Annotated in this window: 13 protein-coding genes and 2 pseudogenes; 8 read left to right on the forward strand and 7 right to left on the reverse strand. The window is 65.4% G+C overall.

Features of this window, described 5'->3' with window-relative positions; translation table 11 throughout:
- Positions 1-13 precede the first annotated feature (13 nt).
- The 6 genes from IGS55_RS01155 to IGS55_RS01180 all read right to left on the reverse strand — a co-directional run bounded on the left by IGS55_RS01155 (position 14) and on the right by IGS55_RS01180 (position 6,116).
- A complete protein-coding gene (locus tag IGS55_RS01155) occupies positions 14-811 on the reverse strand; it encodes an HDOD domain-containing protein (RefSeq protein ID WP_230516546.1) in 798 nt (265 codons plus the stop codon).
- 169 nt (positions 812-980) lie between these two features.
- The gene (locus IGS55_RS01160; RefSeq protein WP_230516545.1) at positions 981-2,078 is read right to left on the reverse strand and encodes an acyl-CoA dehydrogenase; all 1,098 of its coding nucleotides are present in this window, start codon (positions 2,076-2,078) and stop codon (positions 981-983) included.
- A 61-nt stretch (positions 2,079-2,139) separates the two neighbouring features.
- The gene (locus IGS55_RS01165; protein ID WP_230516544.1) at positions 2,140-3,696 is read right to left on the reverse strand and encodes an FAD-dependent monooxygenase; all 1,557 of its coding nucleotides are present in this window, start codon (positions 3,694-3,696) and stop codon (positions 2,140-2,142) included.
- A 286-nt stretch (positions 3,697-3,982) separates the two neighbouring features.
- Complete coding sequence (gstA, locus tag IGS55_RS01170) at positions 3,983-4,597, reverse strand: glutathione transferase GstA (protein ID WP_230516543.1); 615 nt, start codon at positions 4,595-4,597, stop codon at positions 3,983-3,985.
- 112 nt (positions 4,598-4,709) lie between these two features.
- On the reverse strand, positions 4,710-4,850 hold the full coding sequence (locus IGS55_RS01175) for a hypothetical protein (RefSeq protein ID WP_230516542.1): 141 nt from the start codon (positions 4,848-4,850) through the stop codon (positions 4,710-4,712).
- 405 nt (positions 4,851-5,255) lie between these two features.
- Complete coding sequence (locus IGS55_RS01180) at positions 5,256-6,116, reverse strand: LysR substrate-binding domain-containing protein (RefSeq protein WP_230516541.1); 861 nt, start codon at positions 6,114-6,116, stop codon at positions 5,256-5,258.
- A gap of 147 nt (positions 6,117-6,263) precedes the next feature.
- Between IGS55_RS01180 and IGS55_RS01185 the strand changes: the two genes are divergently transcribed.
- The 6 genes and pseudogenes from IGS55_RS01185 to IGS55_RS28005 form a co-directional block, all read left to right on the forward strand.
- Positions 6,264-7,775 (forward strand): MFS transporter, encoded by a 1,512-nt coding sequence (locus IGS55_RS01185; protein WP_230516540.1) that lies wholly within the window; start codon positions 6,264-6,266, stop codon positions 7,773-7,775.
- A gap of 47 nt (positions 7,776-7,822) precedes the next feature.
- Positions 7,823-8,617 (forward strand): TOTE conflict system archaeo-eukaryotic primase domain-containing protein, encoded by a 795-nt coding sequence (locus IGS55_RS01190; protein WP_230516539.1) that lies wholly within the window; start codon positions 7,823-7,825, stop codon positions 8,615-8,617.
- 116 nt (positions 8,618-8,733) lie between these two features.
- A pseudogene (locus IGS55_RS01195) lies at positions 8,734-9,552 on the forward strand (transposase); the annotation flags it as partial.
- 220 nt (positions 9,553-9,772) lie between these two features.
- Positions 9,773-10,063 (forward strand): hypothetical protein, encoded by a 291-nt coding sequence (locus tag IGS55_RS01200; RefSeq protein WP_230516538.1) that lies wholly within the window; start codon positions 9,773-9,775, stop codon positions 10,061-10,063.
- Between the two features lie 138 nt (positions 10,064-10,201).
- Complete coding sequence (locus IGS55_RS01205; protein WP_230516537.1) at positions 10,202-11,443, forward strand: hypothetical protein; 1,242 nt, start codon at positions 10,202-10,204, stop codon at positions 11,441-11,443.
- Positions 11,444-11,669: 226 nt separating this feature from the next.
- Positions 11,670-11,768, forward strand: a pseudogene (locus IGS55_RS28005) (DUF7014 domain-containing protein); the annotation flags it as partial.
- Between the two features lie 116 nt (positions 11,769-11,884).
- On the opposite strand, the gene IGS55_RS01210 reads toward IGS55_RS28005, so the two are convergent.
- The gene (locus IGS55_RS01210) at positions 11,885-12,946 is read right to left on the reverse strand and encodes an NAD(P)H-dependent flavin oxidoreductase (protein ID WP_230516536.1); all 1,062 of its coding nucleotides are present in this window, start codon (positions 12,944-12,946) and stop codon (positions 11,885-11,887) included.
- 87 nt (positions 12,947-13,033) lie between these two features.
- Here IGS55_RS01210 and IGS55_RS01215 point away from each other — a divergent pair, with 87 nt between their 5' ends.
- Together IGS55_RS01215 and IGS55_RS01220 are read left to right on the forward strand one after the other, a co-directional pair.
- Positions 13,034-13,909, forward strand: a complete 876-nt coding sequence (locus IGS55_RS01215) for a LysR family transcriptional regulator (RefSeq protein ID WP_230516535.1) — start codon at positions 13,034-13,036, stop codon at positions 13,907-13,909.
- Positions 13,906-15,036: a YbfB/YjiJ family MFS transporter gene (locus IGS55_RS01220; RefSeq protein WP_230516534.1), complete on the forward strand. Its 1,131-nt coding sequence runs from the start codon at positions 13,906-13,908 to the stop codon at positions 15,034-15,036. Before IGS55_RS01215 ends, IGS55_RS01220 begins: the two co-directional genes overlap by 4 nt.
- The last annotated feature ends 1 nt before the right edge of the window (position 15,037 follow it).

Consider the following 15,037-nt stretch of genomic DNA (forward strand, 5'->3'; position numbering starts at 1 on the left):
AGCAGATCGGCCATCAACTGAGCAGCACTTCAATCAGGGCCTTCGCTTCGGCCGACGGCTGCGTGCGCAGCGCCTGCAGCACGGGATCATTTTCCAGGTAGGCTTGCAGCGGCGCGCTGACGGTGATGCCGGCCTGCGGCAGCGGCGAAGGCACGGGCGCCAGCGCCTTGGCCAGCAGCAGGGTGTCGCGCAAGCCTTCGGGCGGCAGCATGATGGTCGAGCCGGGCAAGGTATTGACGGCATCGGCCACCGCCTGCGGCACGCCCAGCTGGCGCATCAGCGCGCGGCCGATCACTTCCAGGGCGGACGCCATCTGCGTTTCCAGGTGGGCGTACAGGCCAGGGGTCTTGTCGGCCTGGGCCAGCAGATAAAAGCCCGCCACTTCATGCACGATGCCGGCGAACAGCGCCGTATCGGCATCCGTCTGCGTGACGGCGCCCGCCAGCGCATGCGCCAGCGCCGCCACATGCACGGTGTGCGCCCACAGCTGGGTGGCGCGGGCGCGCAAGGCTTCGTCGCGGATGCCCGCGTTCAGCTGGCGGATGACGGCTGCCGTCGCCAGCGCATACAGGTTGCGGTGGCCCAACCGCTCGACGGCGGCGCGCACGCTGGTGATGGCGGGCGTGTGGCCGGACGCGAACATGGCCGAATTGGCCAGCGCCACGGCGCGCGCCGACAAGGTCGGTTCGCACAGCAGCAGCCGGCTGATGTCGGCCGAGTGGCAGTCGGGGTTGGCCAGTTCCTTTTGCAGGAGCAGAGCCGTATTGATGCTGGTGGGAAAGGCCAGGGTTTCCGTTTCGGCGCTGGCCAAAAGTTGCGCAAGGCTGCTGAGCGTGTTGACGTGCATGGATAGGGGAGCGAGAAGTAGCAATGTCCCATAGTATCAGGCAATCCGATCTGCATGGCGTCCGCCAGCCTTTTCAGTCATGCGGCTGCCAGGGGAGGGCAAGTTGTCGCGCGGCGAAGCGCGCTTGGCAATATCAGGGCAGCAGCAATGAATGCTGGCTGGCCGTGTGGAAGTCGCGCCAGACGCGGTTGATGGTGCTGTCTTCGCGGGCCGCGTACAGGCCGCAATACGGATACAGGCCATCGACGGCGGCGCGGCAGGCGGCCACCATGTCCAGCGAACGTTCCTGCACGGCTTGCATGGCGTCCTCGTCGAGCGCCGCGCCGCCCGCCACCTGGGCCCAGCTGTCGTCCAGCACGGCATAAAAACGGGCGCGGGCGGCCGTGCAGGCATCCTTTTTTCCTTGCAGCATGGCGGCCACTTCCGGCGCGTCCAGCAGCGGCAAGCCGGCGCGCGCATGGCGGCGGTGGCGCATGCATTCTTCGGCCAATTCCATGAAATGCGCGGCCATGCCGGCCACGTTGGCGGCCAGGGTCACGTAGGCGAGCGCGTAAAACGGGTAGCGGTACAGGGGGGCGCCGGCCGTCGCGGTGTCGGGACTGATCGTGAAGCCATGATCTTTGCCGAGCCACTGGCCGTCGATCCGGTAACTGTGCGAGGCGCTGGCGCGCATGCCGATGCTGTTCCACGAGGGCACCAGCCGCACCAGCGCGGCGGGCACGAGGAAGGCGCGGATGCGCGGCTTGCCTTCGTCATCTAGCAGGGGCTGGCCATCGCGCCGCAGCCGGGCGTTCAGGGTGAAGTGGGTGGCCATGGGCGCGCCGCTGGCGTAGTCCCAGCTGCCCGTGATGCGGTAGCCGTCGCCTTCTTCCTCCGCGTAGCCGGTCGCCGCGCCGCTGCCGCCCAGGCAGACGCGCGGTGTGCCGATGATGGCCTGCGCCATGCCGGGCGCCAGAAAGCCCGCGAACCAGCCCGCGCCCGCGCACAGGGTCAGCACCCAGCCCATGCTGCCGTCGACGGCGGCCACGGCTTCTTCCAGACGCACCACCTGCGGCAAGGGCAGCTCGGCGCCGCCCGCGCTGCGCGGCGCCAGCATCGTCAGCCAGCCGCGCCGGTGCAGCAAGGCTTGCTGCACCGGATGCAAAAAGCGGGCCGCGTCGGCCGCCTGGGCGTGGCGGGCGATACGGCGCGCGTCGCGTTCGGAAAGGGTAGCAATGGCAGCGTGCGGCATGGGCAATGTCCGGCAATGGTGAAGGCGGGCATTTTCGCACAGCGCGGCGGCGCCGTTGCCGTCAGCCGTGCGGCAAGGCGATTTTTTCCATGACGGCGCGCAGCAGCATGGCATCCGGTATTGCCGCCGGGGCCGAGCGCCAGGCGATGATGCCGTCCGGCCGGACGATCACGGCGCCGTCATCGCCTGCGCCGAAAGTATCGTTGAAGGCCTGGTCGGCGGGGAAAACCACGTCGGCGCCGGCCAGCAAGGTTTTCAACGATAGGTGCGCGGCGGCGGCGGACCAGCGCGGATCGGCTGTCAGCAGCACGAAATCCTCGGTCAACAGGTCGATGCTGGAGATGCTGTTGCCGCGATGCCGTACCCATGCGTGGGGTGCGCGCGTGCCTGGCTGGCCGTTCCAGTCGCGCGGGTGGGCGGCCGGCGGCAGTGCCGCGTCCGCGCCGAGGATGGCGCCGGAGCGCGTCAACTGGCCCAGTTCCATCGCCAGGTTGCCATACAGTGGCGCGTCCTGGTAGCCGTCGCCGACCCATTTCGCATAGTCCGGCCGGGCGAAGGTTTGCTGGTGCCGCAGCCAGGCGATGGGCCGGCGCTCATCCGTATAGGTGTCGAGCAGGGCGGGGCGCGACTGCCGCCGCACGACCCTTTGCAGCTTCCATGCCAGGTTGTAGGCGTCGTCGATGCCCGTGTTGGCGCCGTAGCCGCCGCGCGTGGGCGGCAATTGATGGGCCGCATCGCCGGCCAGGAAAATGCGCCCCTCGCTGAACCTGTCCGCGATCAGGCCGGCCAGCTCCCAGCGCCCCGTCGTGATCAGCTCGAAGGCCATGTCCTTGCCCAGGGCCTGGCGGACCAGCGCCCGCAATTGCTCGTCGGTGCTCTCGCTTTGCTCTTCAAACATGAGGAACCAGCGCCCATCGGAATACGTGCCCAGGAAACCCTTGAAGCCTGGCTGGTCGATGTCGAACTGGCGGATGTCCCGTTCCAGAAAGGCCTCCGCCTCCGCGCAGCGGAACAGCACGCTACGCAGCACGCGCAGGGGACCGGCACCCTGGCGCGCGATGCCCAGCTGTTCGCGGATGGGGCTGGCCGCGCCATCGGCGGCGATCAGGTAGTCGGCTGTGACGGCATAGCATGCGCCCGTGTCGCGCTGGCGCAGCTGCGCCGTGACGCGCTGCGCATCCTGCTGCACGGACAACAGTTCCACGCCCGTGCGCAGGTCCGCGCCGCGCGCGCGGGCGGCCTCGCGCAAGATCGGTTCCAGCAAGTCCTGGGCGATGGCGGCACCGGCCATGGGCGAGGCTTTGCCGTCGCGCTCTTCCGGCTGGCCTGGCGTCCACGGCAATTCCTCGTAGTGCTGACCCGCCAGGCTTTCCACGCGGGCGCGGCGCACGGTGGCGCCGGGCGGCACCTGGGGGATGCGTTCGGCGATGCCGGCGGCGCGGAAAAATTCCAGCGTGTGTTCCGTAAAGCCCGTGGCGCGGGGATGCGCGGCGCTGCCGTGGTGTTTTTCAACGAGGATATGCGGCACGCCCCGCCATGCGAGGAAGAGCGAGGCTGAAAGCCCGACGAGGCTGCCGCCGATGATGAGTACAGGGGTGTGGATTGAAGCTGGGTTCATGATGTCGTCCTGGAGGTTGTGCAGAGCACACTTGGTCAAGGACGTGGTGAATTTTCGCGGCAGGCGGAACGCCGTTCAGGCAGCAGGGTGACGGAACGCACGCCGACGAAAAAACGGCGCACGTCCGCTTTTCGTCGTGGTCCGCGGCCCCCAGGGCTGGAATATGACCGTCCGCAGGCGGACGGCTGACCGGGGCTCACCACGCCGGTCCACCTTTTTCGACGCCACGATCTTAGCACGGGACTGTCGCGCGCCGCCAGCCCAGGGAAACTCCATGCAACGGCGTTCAGGCGGCCTTGGCCAGTCCTTCCGCTGCCAGCGCCGCCTTGACGCTGTCGCGCTCGGTCATGCGGCCCAGGAATGCCTGCAGATTGGCCAGCTGCGACAGGTCCACGCCCAGCTGCGGCGCCCAGCCCGTCACGGCGAACAGATAGGGATCGGCCACGGTCATGGTGTCGCCGGTCAGGTAGGCCTGGCCTTCCAGGCGGCTGTTGATCCACGCATATTTCTTGCCCAGTTCCTCGATGAACAGGGCCTTGGTGGCCGCGTCGATGCGCGAATCGAACAGGGGGCTGAACGATTTGTGCAGCTCGGACGTGATGTAATTCTGCCATTCCATCACCTTGTAGCGGGCAAAGTCGCCCGCGGGCGGCAGCAGGTCGCGCTTGCCGGCTTGCTCGGCGATGTACTGGGCGATGACGGGGCCTTCGCTCAAGGTCCTGCCATCGTCGAGCGCCAGCAGCGGTACCTGGCCTTTCGGGTTGAGCTCATAGTAACTGCCGCCTTCCGGCGTCTTGTGCTGGCCCAGGTCGACCTTGACGAGTGTGAACGGCGTGCCCGTTTCGCGCAGGATGATGTGCGGTGCCAGCGAGCAGGCGCCCGGCGAGTAAAAGAGTTTCATGGCGGTCCTGTCCTTGAAAAGGTGGGGAGATGCCACTATAGACCTGCGCCGCCGCGCGGTAAACGCGTGTTCGTGTGGTGATCATTGACGCCCGGTGTCGCCTTGCGCTGGCTCAAACCCCACGATTGCGCAAGGTGTCGAGCAGCAAGGTAAACGCGGTAGGAGGGGCCGCCGTGCGCAGCAGCTGTTCGCCCGCTTGCGTCGGCGAGACGCTGCGCGTGCTGTGCACTTGCAGGCGCAGGTCATCGCGCATTTTCCTGGCCTGCTGGCTATGCTTTGCTACCGGGGCGGCAGTGCTGGCGGTTCGGCTGGCCCGTTGATACTGGCTCCACGCAATCATTAGTTTGGCTAACAAGTTCATGCGGACTTTGGCATTTCTTGCCATCATCCTCGTCAGCCAGGCGATGATCGTGCTCGACACGTCCATGGTGCAGCTTGCCTAAAATCCACCAGGAACTGGGCTTTACGGATAAAGGTCTGGCCTGGGTGCAAAGCGCCTACACCCTGACTAGGCGGTGCGGTTCACGGTGCCGTGGATGGCGCGGCTGCAAATATCCACGATCCGGTCCTACCGGTGCCGCTTCATCGCCGCCATGAACTGCTGGGTCACCTGGATGGCGGCGCGCACGATCGCATGTATCGTGGCCTGGCGTTGCTGTCATGCCGCCGCGGCGGCTGACCATTCGCGCAGCAATTGTCCGAGCGCTTCAGCCGCCGCCGTGGTGCCGGCGGTGCGCCAGACGAGCTGAAACTGGGCCGCGGGCAGGGCAGGCAAGCCATGCTGGCCATCGATGACCACCATGCCCGGCTCCAGGTCGCCTTGCGGCAGTGCCGTGATGGCCAATCCCGCCAGCACGGCGGCGCGCAAGCCCTGCTGGCTGGGCGAGGTGAACGCCACGCGCCAGTCCAGACCGGCGGCATCGAGGGCATCGACGCCGACTTGCCGGTGCATGCACGGCGCGGGCGAAAACGCCAGCGGCAGGGGCGGCGCGCCATCGTGCCTGAAATCGTGCGCCGCCGCCCAGACGAAGCGCGTGCGGCGCAGCACGGCCGCCTCATCCTGGCCGCCGGCCAGGGCCATGACGACGGCCAGGTCTAGCGCATCGGCCGCTACTAGTTTCTGCAAGTCAAGATAGGTGCCCACCGTCACATCCAGTCGCACGGCGGGAAACAAGTGCGCGAACTGCGCCAGCAGGGCGGGCAGGCGAGCGCCCATGAAATTTTCCGGCACGCCAAAGCGCACGGCGCCGGCGATCGAGGAGCGCTGGAAGCGCCGCGACAGCGCATCCTGCGCGGCCAGGATCTGCCGCGCGTGGCGCAGGAAATCCTCCCCATCTTCCGTCAGGCGCAGGCTGCGCGTCGTGCGCAGCAGCAGCGCGCTGCCCGCTTGCTCTTCCACGCGGCGGATCTGGTGGCTGATGGCGGACTGGCTCAGGTGCAGCCGTTCGGCGGCGCGCGTAAAGCCGCCCGTGTCCGCTACGGCGACAAAGGCGCGCAGCAGGGCGGTATTGAAGTCCATGGGGTGAGGCTCCTGCGATTCATGATGAAAATGAATGAATTGTACAAAATTTTATCATTTCCCTCATGAGTCGAGCTTTTCTAGAATGGCCGCTTGCAGTGCCCCGGCACCACGCATCCTTCCATGACTACCGAAAGCAAGGCTTCGATGCTACTGACTACTTCGCAACAAAACGCACTCACCCTGGCCGCCGTCTGCCTGGCCTCGCTGATGTTCGGCCTGGAAATTTCCAGCGTGCCCGCCATCCTGCCCACCCTGGAAACTGTGCTGCATGGCGACTTCAAGGACTTGCAGTGGATCATGAACGCCTACACCCTGGCCTGCACCACCGTGCTGATGGCCACGGGCACACTGGCCGACCGCTATGGCCGCAAGCGCCTGCTGCTCGCCAGCTTGGCCCTGTTCGGCGCCAGTTCCCTGGTGTGCGGCTGGGCCGGCGGCACGGGCGTGCTGATCGCGGCGCGGGCGCTGCAGGGCGTGGCCGGCGGCGCCATGCTGATTTGCCAGGTGGCCGTACTGTCGCAGCAGTTCCCGGCGGGCGCCGCGCGGGGCCGGGCGTTCGGCGCCTGGGGCATCGTGTTTGGCCTGGGCCTGGGTTTCGGGCCCATCATCGGCGCCGCCATCGTCGCGCTGTCAAGCTGGCAGTGGGTATTTCTCGTGCACGGGCCGCTGGCGCTGGCGGCCCTGCTGCTGGCGGCGCTGGGCGTGAGCGAGTCCCGCGATCCGCAGCGGCGCAAGCTGGACGTGGCTGGCATCGTCACTCTGTCGCTGGCCGTGTTCAGCCTTGCCTGGTGCATCACGCAGGGACCGGCGCTGGGTTTCACGGACCCGCGCACGGTGGCCAGCCTGGCCGTGGCGCTGGCCAGCCTGATGCTGTTTGTCATGATCGAACGGCGCCAGGCCGAACCGATGGTCGATTTTGCCGTCTTTCGCATCCGTCGCTTCTCGGGCGCCTTGCTTGGTTCGGCGGGCATGAACTGCAGTTTCTGGCCGCTCATGATTTATCTGCCCCTGTACGTGCAACATGGCCTCGGCTACGGCAGCCTGGGCACGGGCCTGACCTTGCTGGCCTATACCTTGCCTACCTTGCTCGTGCCGCCGCTGGCCGAGCGGCTGGCGCTGCGCTACCGGGCCGATGCGGTGATCCCTGCCGGCTTGCTGGCCATCGGCGCGGGCTTTCTGCTGATGCTGTGGGGCAGCCAGGCGGACGCCGCCAGCTGGCTGGCGATCCTGCCCGGCTGCCTGCTGGCGGGCACGGGACTCGGTCTGACGAATACGCCCGTGACCAACACGACCACGGGCGCCGTGCCCGGCGAACGGGCCGGCATGGCGTCCAGCATCGACATCAGCGCCCGCATGGTCAGCCTGTCCATCAATATCGCGCTGATGGGTTTTATCCTAGTTGAAACCATCCAGTCCGCCTTGCGGCCGCATCTGCCCGGCGGACTGGACGCGGTCACCTTGCGCGCCATGGCCGAGGATTTGTCGGCGGGCAAGGGTGCCGGTGCGCTGCCGGCCGGCGTGGCGAAGCTTGCATTGGCACAAGGATTTGGCGCCGTGATGCTGTACGGCGGCGTCGCCGCCTGCCTGTTTGCCGCGGCCAGCCGGCTGGCGTTCGGCGCCGGGCGGGAGGGTGCGTCAAGGGCGGGGAGGCTATAATCTGGGCACGTTGGCAAGTGTTGTCCAACGTCATTACGAGGCCGCCCATGCATAAACTGATTTCCGAACTCACCCGCTTGTATCTGTTCGAGGAACAGCAACAATACATTGATGCGGAGGGCGGTGCGCAGCCGCTGACGCCGGCCGTGCTGGCGCGCCATCTGTCGGGCGAGCAGACGGTGGCCGTGCAACTCGTGACCGGAAGCGGCCTGACGCGCGCGCTGGTGCTGGAGTTTGGCGGCAAGGGCGGCGGCGAAGCGCACTGGAGCGCGCTGTGCACGATCGCCAACGCCGTGCAGCACGAGCTGGACTTGCCGGCGCCCGCCGTCAGCATCTCGGGCACGGCGTTCCAGTTATGGCTGTCCCTGGCCGCGCCCGTGCCCGTCGCGCAGGCGCGCCAGTTCGTGCAGCTGCTGCGTTCCACCTTTTTACCTGCCTCGACCGACATCCTCGCCACCGCGCCGCCGGCCGACGTGGAGCAGGCGGCGCTGCCGCCATGTCTGCAGCCATCTGGCAAGTGGGCCGCCTTCATCCACCCCAGCATGGGCGCCGCCTTCGTCGACGAACCGGGCCTGGACATGCCGCCGCCCCCGGCTGCCCAGCTGGGCTTCCTGGAAAGCTTGCGCAGCATCAACCCGGGACAATTCGCGCAGGCGCTGGCCAAGTTGCAGGGGCATGTGGGGCTGGCTGACGCCAAGCCCGCTCCTGTCGCAGCCCCATTGCCCTCGGTCACGCCAGCCATCGCGCCAGGCTTGCTGCTGCAGGACGCCACCCTGGAAGACATCGTGCGCTGGCTGCATGCGCGCAACATCGAGCCGACGTTCCGGTACCGGTTGCCGTAGCGGGGCGCTTGCAGGCGCTGGCAGCTGTCGGCCCAGGCTGTGTAAAAACGCAGTTTTGTGTAAACGGATGCCGTTGGGTAAACGTTATGCCAGTATCTCATCAATACGAGCGCCAGATGAAACGACTTATCGAGGGTGAATACCGGGGCCAGGGTACGTTGCTGCCTGAACTGCTGGACGATTACGTTGCCGAGAACAATCCGGTTCGGGTGGTCGATGTATTTGTCGACCAACTTGACCTGGGCGAACTCGGCTTCGATGGTGTGCCGCCGGCAAAAACGGCACGGCCTGCCTGTCACCCCGCCGTGCTGCTCAAGCTCTACCTCTACGGTTACCTCAATCGTATCCAATCAAGCCGTCGGCTTGAGCGCGCAGCGCAGCGCAACGTCGAACTGATGTGGCTGACACAACGCCTGACGCCGGACTTCAAGACGATCGCGCACTTCCGCAAGGACAACGGCAAGGCAATCCGTCATGTCTGCCGACAGTTCGTCGTCCTGTGCCAGCAATTGGATCTGTTCGCGGACGCGGTCGTTGCGATTGATGGCAGTAAGTTCAAGGCCGTCCATCGCAGTGATCGCAATTTCACCCAAGCGTAGCTCAAGCGCAGGATGGAAGAAATTGAGGCTAACGTCAGTCGCTATCTGGGCGAACTGGACACGGCTGACAGGCAGGAAGCGGCGACGAGACAAACGCGCAGCACCCGACTGAATGACAAGATTGTGGCCATGAAATCGCAGATGGCTGCCAAGGAAATCGAAGCGAGGCTGGAAGCGCCTGGCGAAACTCAGATATCGCTAACCGATCCAGATGCCCGCTCAATGATGACGCGAGGCTCAGGCATCGTCGGGGACAACGTCCAGACCGTGGTCGATGCGAAGCATCACCTGATCGTGGAGCACGAGGCAACCAATATCGGCAACGACCGCGATCGTCAGGGCGCATGCTCTTATACTGGATCTACAGCGCCTGTTTGGAGCGGTTACACCGAATCCAGAAAACAGAAACGGCTCTCCTAACGCCTCGTCAACCCGCGACACGGCAGCAACCACGCGCAGTTCGGCCACCTGCAGCTATATTTGAGTTTTTACACAGCCTGGGCCCGAAGCGGATGCCGCGTTAGAGCGACACCCGGCCGCGATTGACTCGATAGATATGTGCAACAAGCAAGTAACGATAGATTTTACCTACGCGAAGAATGCATTGTTCGTTCGTCAATCCGTTGCGGTCGCTTTTGGCGTGCCAATCGACAGGGAAATAACTTGGGTCTTCCTTCAAGATCTGCTCTGTAATTCCAGCGAGTGTGCATTACCTGCGCGGGTGTTGGTCTGTGGCCTGCCAAGTGCCAGTGGCGCGATTGGAGATGAGATTCGAATGCTCCGCACCTTTTTCCGCGCGCTTGCGACAACGCGAAGCATCGAAGTCAAGATTGTTTTGCACGATTAAACATGTAGCGCTTTCTGCCACTCTTGGGACGACAGTTGCCGTACACTGTATGGCTGAGATTGGCCAGAAGCCGACCTTCCTGGCGACAGTTTAAACTGTTGACTCATTCACTGACCGCCCTAATCGGCCCACACCACTATGTTCTTCCGTCTCGCCTTCCTTGCCGCCACCCTGACGCTGGGCTTCGCCGATTCGGCTGTCGCCGATACCCCCGTCCTGGAAAAACTCACAGCTAGCCGGCTCGCTATCACTCTTGACAAAGGCACGTTATCGGGACCCGGTGCGGCACTGCTGCTGCAGGCTTCGCGCCAGGCGCAGTACGTCCTCCTCGGCGAGGATCATGGTGTCGCCGAGATCGCCCAGTTCTCATCCGCCTACTTCAATGCCTTGCCCCCTGCCGGCTTCACGACCTTGGTCACTGAAAATGGTCCAGCCGTGACGAGTGCGCTCGAAGGGATACTCAAGGGTGCCGACGCGGTTGCTGCTATCGCCAGATTCGACGCCATCTATCCGGACTCCGTTGCTTTCTACACCATGCGCCAGGAAGCAGAGATGCTCGCCGGCTTTGCCCTGGCCGCAGGACCGCGCTTCCAGCACTGGGGCATCGATCAGGAATTCGTGGGTGCGGCCAAATACCTGATCACCCTGATGCTGGCCCAGCCGGTTAATCCGGCCGCCCGCGCGAAGCTGGAAGCCTTGCGTCAAATGGAAGCTGTCGCGTCTCAAAAGGCGGTAGCCACCGGCAATCCCTTAGAGTACTTTATGCTGTCGGCCTCAACCGAGGAACTGACCTCCTTGCGCCCGCTACTTGCCGGCCCCAAAGAGCAAACCGCGCTAGGCCTGCTCGATGCATTGCTGGCCACACGCGCCATCTATCAGAAAAGCGCTTCTCAAGTGCCCGGCGATCGTGACCTGTCCAACCGCTTGCGTTTGACGCTGTTAAAGCGGACCCTGGAAACCCGGCTCGGCATGCAAGAGCAAAAGCTGGTGGTCAAGGTCGGCGCAAATCACGCATACAAGGGCATTAATCCACTCAACAATCGTGACATTGGCAACTTTCTGGCTGAACGCGCCGAAGGCCAGGGCCATACCACGCTGCACCTGATCGTGATGGCGGCGAAGGGTACGCAACTGACATTTGCGGGAGCGGGCAAGCCATATCAGCCGGCACAAATCAAACTTGACAGCCCGGCCTTTAAACTGCTGGCCAGTGCAGGCGCCACCGACGGCAGCTGGTCTCTATTTGATCTGCGTTCACTGCGGCCAGGCTCGCGCAAACTGGCGGGGGGCGACATTGAAATGTTCAACCTGATCAACGGCTACGATTTTGCCCTGATTATCCCCGAAGGCAGCGCTTCTGCGCCGCTCGTGACACCGTAGAAGGGGTGGCGGGAATTTAATAATTGCAATTATGTAATTGTACTGATTCCCCGCTGCGAAACGGCCAAGCGTGCACGGAAATGCCGCCCTTTCGCTGCATGGCGGCGCCAGCCTGGAGTGAGAATCAGTGCGTTTTACAGATGGGCAAGCCGCTATCCTGAACGCCGTCGGCCGGATTGGGCCATTTACAGACGAAGAACAGACAAAGACTACTTAACAAAAAGGAATTTGCGGGGCTCAGGACGAATTTTTAAAGGCCCATGAGCACTATCGCCACGGAAATGAAAAGGAAGCGCTCAATGAATGTTTAAAAGCCTTTGAGCGCTTGATGAAAGCCATGAATCGCCACGAGTTCGCTAGACGCTCGACAGCCTCTGAAAGTATTGCTTCTCGTAGTTTGCCGGCGACATCTGGCCGCACGCATGTCAGCGGCATCCTGAGTCAGCGCGCCATTTCCTGTGAGAGCGTGGCCACCAACCGCGCCGCCCCCATCTCCCGCGCCAGCGGCGCCCCCTGGCCGGCCCACTGCGCGGCGAATTCGCTGTTGCCGTGCTGGCTGGCCAGCGCGTTCAATTGTTTGGCGGCATCGTAGGCGACGGGGTAGTCGGCTGGCGGCGGGCTGCCTGGCGCTTCGCCGTGTTCGATCAGACGGTTCACCATGCCGCGCGCCAGGCGGCCCGATAGCACGCTGGTCAGGCGCGTGCTTGCGGCACGTTCGCTTTTCAGGTTGGCGCGGTAGCCGGCATTGGCCGACGATTCCGGGCATAGCACGAACGCCGTGCCCAGTTGGGCGGCTGCGGCGCCCAGGTCCAGCGCGGCGCGGATGCCGGCACCATCCATGATGCCGCCGGCGGCGATCAGGGGCAGGGCGGTGCTGCCTGCCAGCAGGCGCAGCAGGACGCTGGTGCTGTGGCGCTCGTCCGGCGCTTGCGGATCGAAAGCCCCGCGATGTCCGCCCGCTTCCACGCCTTGCGCCACGATGGCGTCGATACCGGCCTGTTCGATCAGCGCCGCTTCGCGCAGATTCGTGGCCGTGGCCAGCGTGTAGATGCCGGCCTGGCGCAAGGCGGCAATCCGCTGATGCGTCGGCAAGCCGAAATGGAAGCTGACGACGGCCGGGCGCTGTTCCAGCAACAGGGCAAAGGCCGCGTCATTGCCGAGAAACGTATCGTAGATTTCGTCGAGCGCCACGGGCGCGGCCGCGCCCAGTTCCGCAAACAGGGGCGCCAGGTGGGCCAGCCAGGCCGCTTCGCGCCGCGCATCCCTGACCGCCGGCGCATGGCAAAACACATTCACATTGAAGGGGCGGTCCGTCAGCGCGCGCGTGTCGGCGATCATTTGGCGCGCCTGCGCCACGGTGCCAGAGCCGATGGCCAGCGAACCGAGGCCGCCCGCGTTCGAGACGGCGGCGGCCATGCGCGGCGTGGAGATACCGGCCATCGGCGCCTGGATGATGGGCAACTGCAAGCCGAGGCGGTCGAGGAAGCGCTGGATTGAAGTCATGGTGTTTCCTTCACAAAGTTGAGGACATTGTGCAATGTTCGTATTTGAAGAATATAATAGCATAATCATTTTCAAATAGAGAATACGATGGACATGGAATCGCTGACGATTTTTTGCGCCGTGGCCAGTGAACTGAGCGTCACCCAGGCCGCAGCCAGGCTGGGGCGCGCGCCGTCCAGCGTCACCACGCGCATCCAGCAGCTGGAAGCCGATATCGGCGCGGAACTGTTCGTACGCACGAATAAACGCATGGCGCTGACGGCGGCCGGCGAGCGCTTTCTCGAGTATGCGCAGCGTTTGCTGGCGCTGGCGGAAGAAGCGCGGCACGTCGTCACAGGCGGGCGCGAAGGCGGCACCTTGCGCGTCGGCAGCATGGAAAGCACGGCGGCCAGCCGCTTGCCGGCGCTGCTGGCCGCGTATCACGCCCGCTATCCGGCGACGCGGCTGGCGCTGAGCACGGGGCCGTCGCGTCCCCTGATCGAGCAAGTGCGCACGGGCTTGCTCGACTGCGCTTTTGTCGCCTTGCCGCCAGCGTTCGGCGGCGCCGCCGCATTGGCGGAGCTGGGCCTGGCATCGATGCCCGTGTGGCGCGAGGAATTGTGTCTGCTGCTGCCGGCCAGCGAAGGGCAGGCGCGCAGCGCCATGGACGTGCGCACGCGCTCGCTGGCGGCCTTCCCGCAGGGCTGCACTTACCGCGGCATCGCGGAAGAGGTGCTGGGCGTGGCCGGCAGCACGCAGTGGCGGGTGCAGGAAATGAGTTCGTATCACACCATGATCGCTTGCGTGGCGGCCGGCGCTTGCGTGACCTTGCTGCCGGCCAGCGTGCTGGCACTGTCGGACGCGCCGGCTACCTTGACAACGCTGCCCGCAGGGGAGATTGACACCGTGCTGGTGTGGCGCGCGGGATTCGACGTGCCCGCTTTCCAGCATTTGCTGGCGCAAGTGGGCGAGGCGGCGCTGTGAGCGCGCCGGCCAGGCTGCGCGCCGCCATCGCGGCGGCGGTCATCCTCGCCATCGGCATGGGCTTTGGCCGCTTTGCCTTCACGGCCATCTATCCGCACATGGTCAGGGAAGGCGTCTTGAGCTTGCGCGACGGAAGCCTGGCCGCCTCGGCCAACTATGCCGGTTACTTGCTGGGCGCCATTCTGGCCATGCGCGCGCGGGCCCACAGCGCGCACCGGCTGTGCCTGTGGTCGGTGGCCGGCACGGCGCTGTGCCTGGGCGTGCTGGCCTTGCCGATGCCCGTCTGGCTCATCGTGGCGGTGCGCGGCGTGGCGGGCGTCTTCAGCGCCCTGGCCATGGTGGCGGCCTCGCTGTGGCTGCTGGTCCAGCGCGGGCATGGCCGCGGCGCGCCGCTGCTGTATGCGGGCGTGGGCGCGGGCATCGCCGTCTCGGCCGAATTGCTGGTGCTGGCCTCGCACCTGGGCTGGCACAGCGCCGGCATGTGGCTGCTGCTGGCCGGCGTCACCGTGCTGGCAGGGCTGGCGGCCGCGCCCGCCATTGCCGCCAGTGGCCAGGAAACCCTGGCTGCACCGGCGCAAGCCGCCGCAATCGCCTTGGCGCCCGTAGCGCCGTGGCCGCTGGTGCTGATCTACGGACTGGCAGGATTTGGTTATATCGTCACGGCCACGTATTTGCCCGTGCTGGTCGGCGCCGCCTTGCCGGGGCTGAACTCCGCCCATGTGTGGGCCGTGTTCGGCCTTGGCGCGGCGCCGTCGTGCTTCCTGTGGCACCGGCTGCACGAGCGACTTGGCACGCGCCAGGCCCTGAGGTCGAATTTGCTGCTGCAGGCGCTGGGCGTGGCGCTTCCCGTGCTGGCGCCCACGGCCGCCGGCTACCTGCTCAGCGCCATCCTCGTCGGCGGCACGTTTGTCGGCACGGTGACCATCGCCATGCCGGCCGCGCAGCGGGTCGCCGTCAAGACAGGGACCAACATGATGGCGATCATGACGGTGGTGTATGGCATCGGACAGATCATCGGCCCCGTGCTGGCCGGCAGCCTGTATGCGCAGTCGCACAGCTTCAACAGCGCCTTGCTGGCCGCCGCAGGCGCGCTGCTGCTGGCGATTCTCGTCAGCCTGCGGCTGTGAA

The organism is Janthinobacterium sp. EB271-G4-3-2 (genome assembly GCF_020858035.1).
In the GTDB taxonomy this organism is placed as follows: Bacteria; Pseudomonadota; Gammaproteobacteria; order Burkholderiales; family Burkholderiaceae_D; genus Janthinobacterium; species Janthinobacterium aestuarii.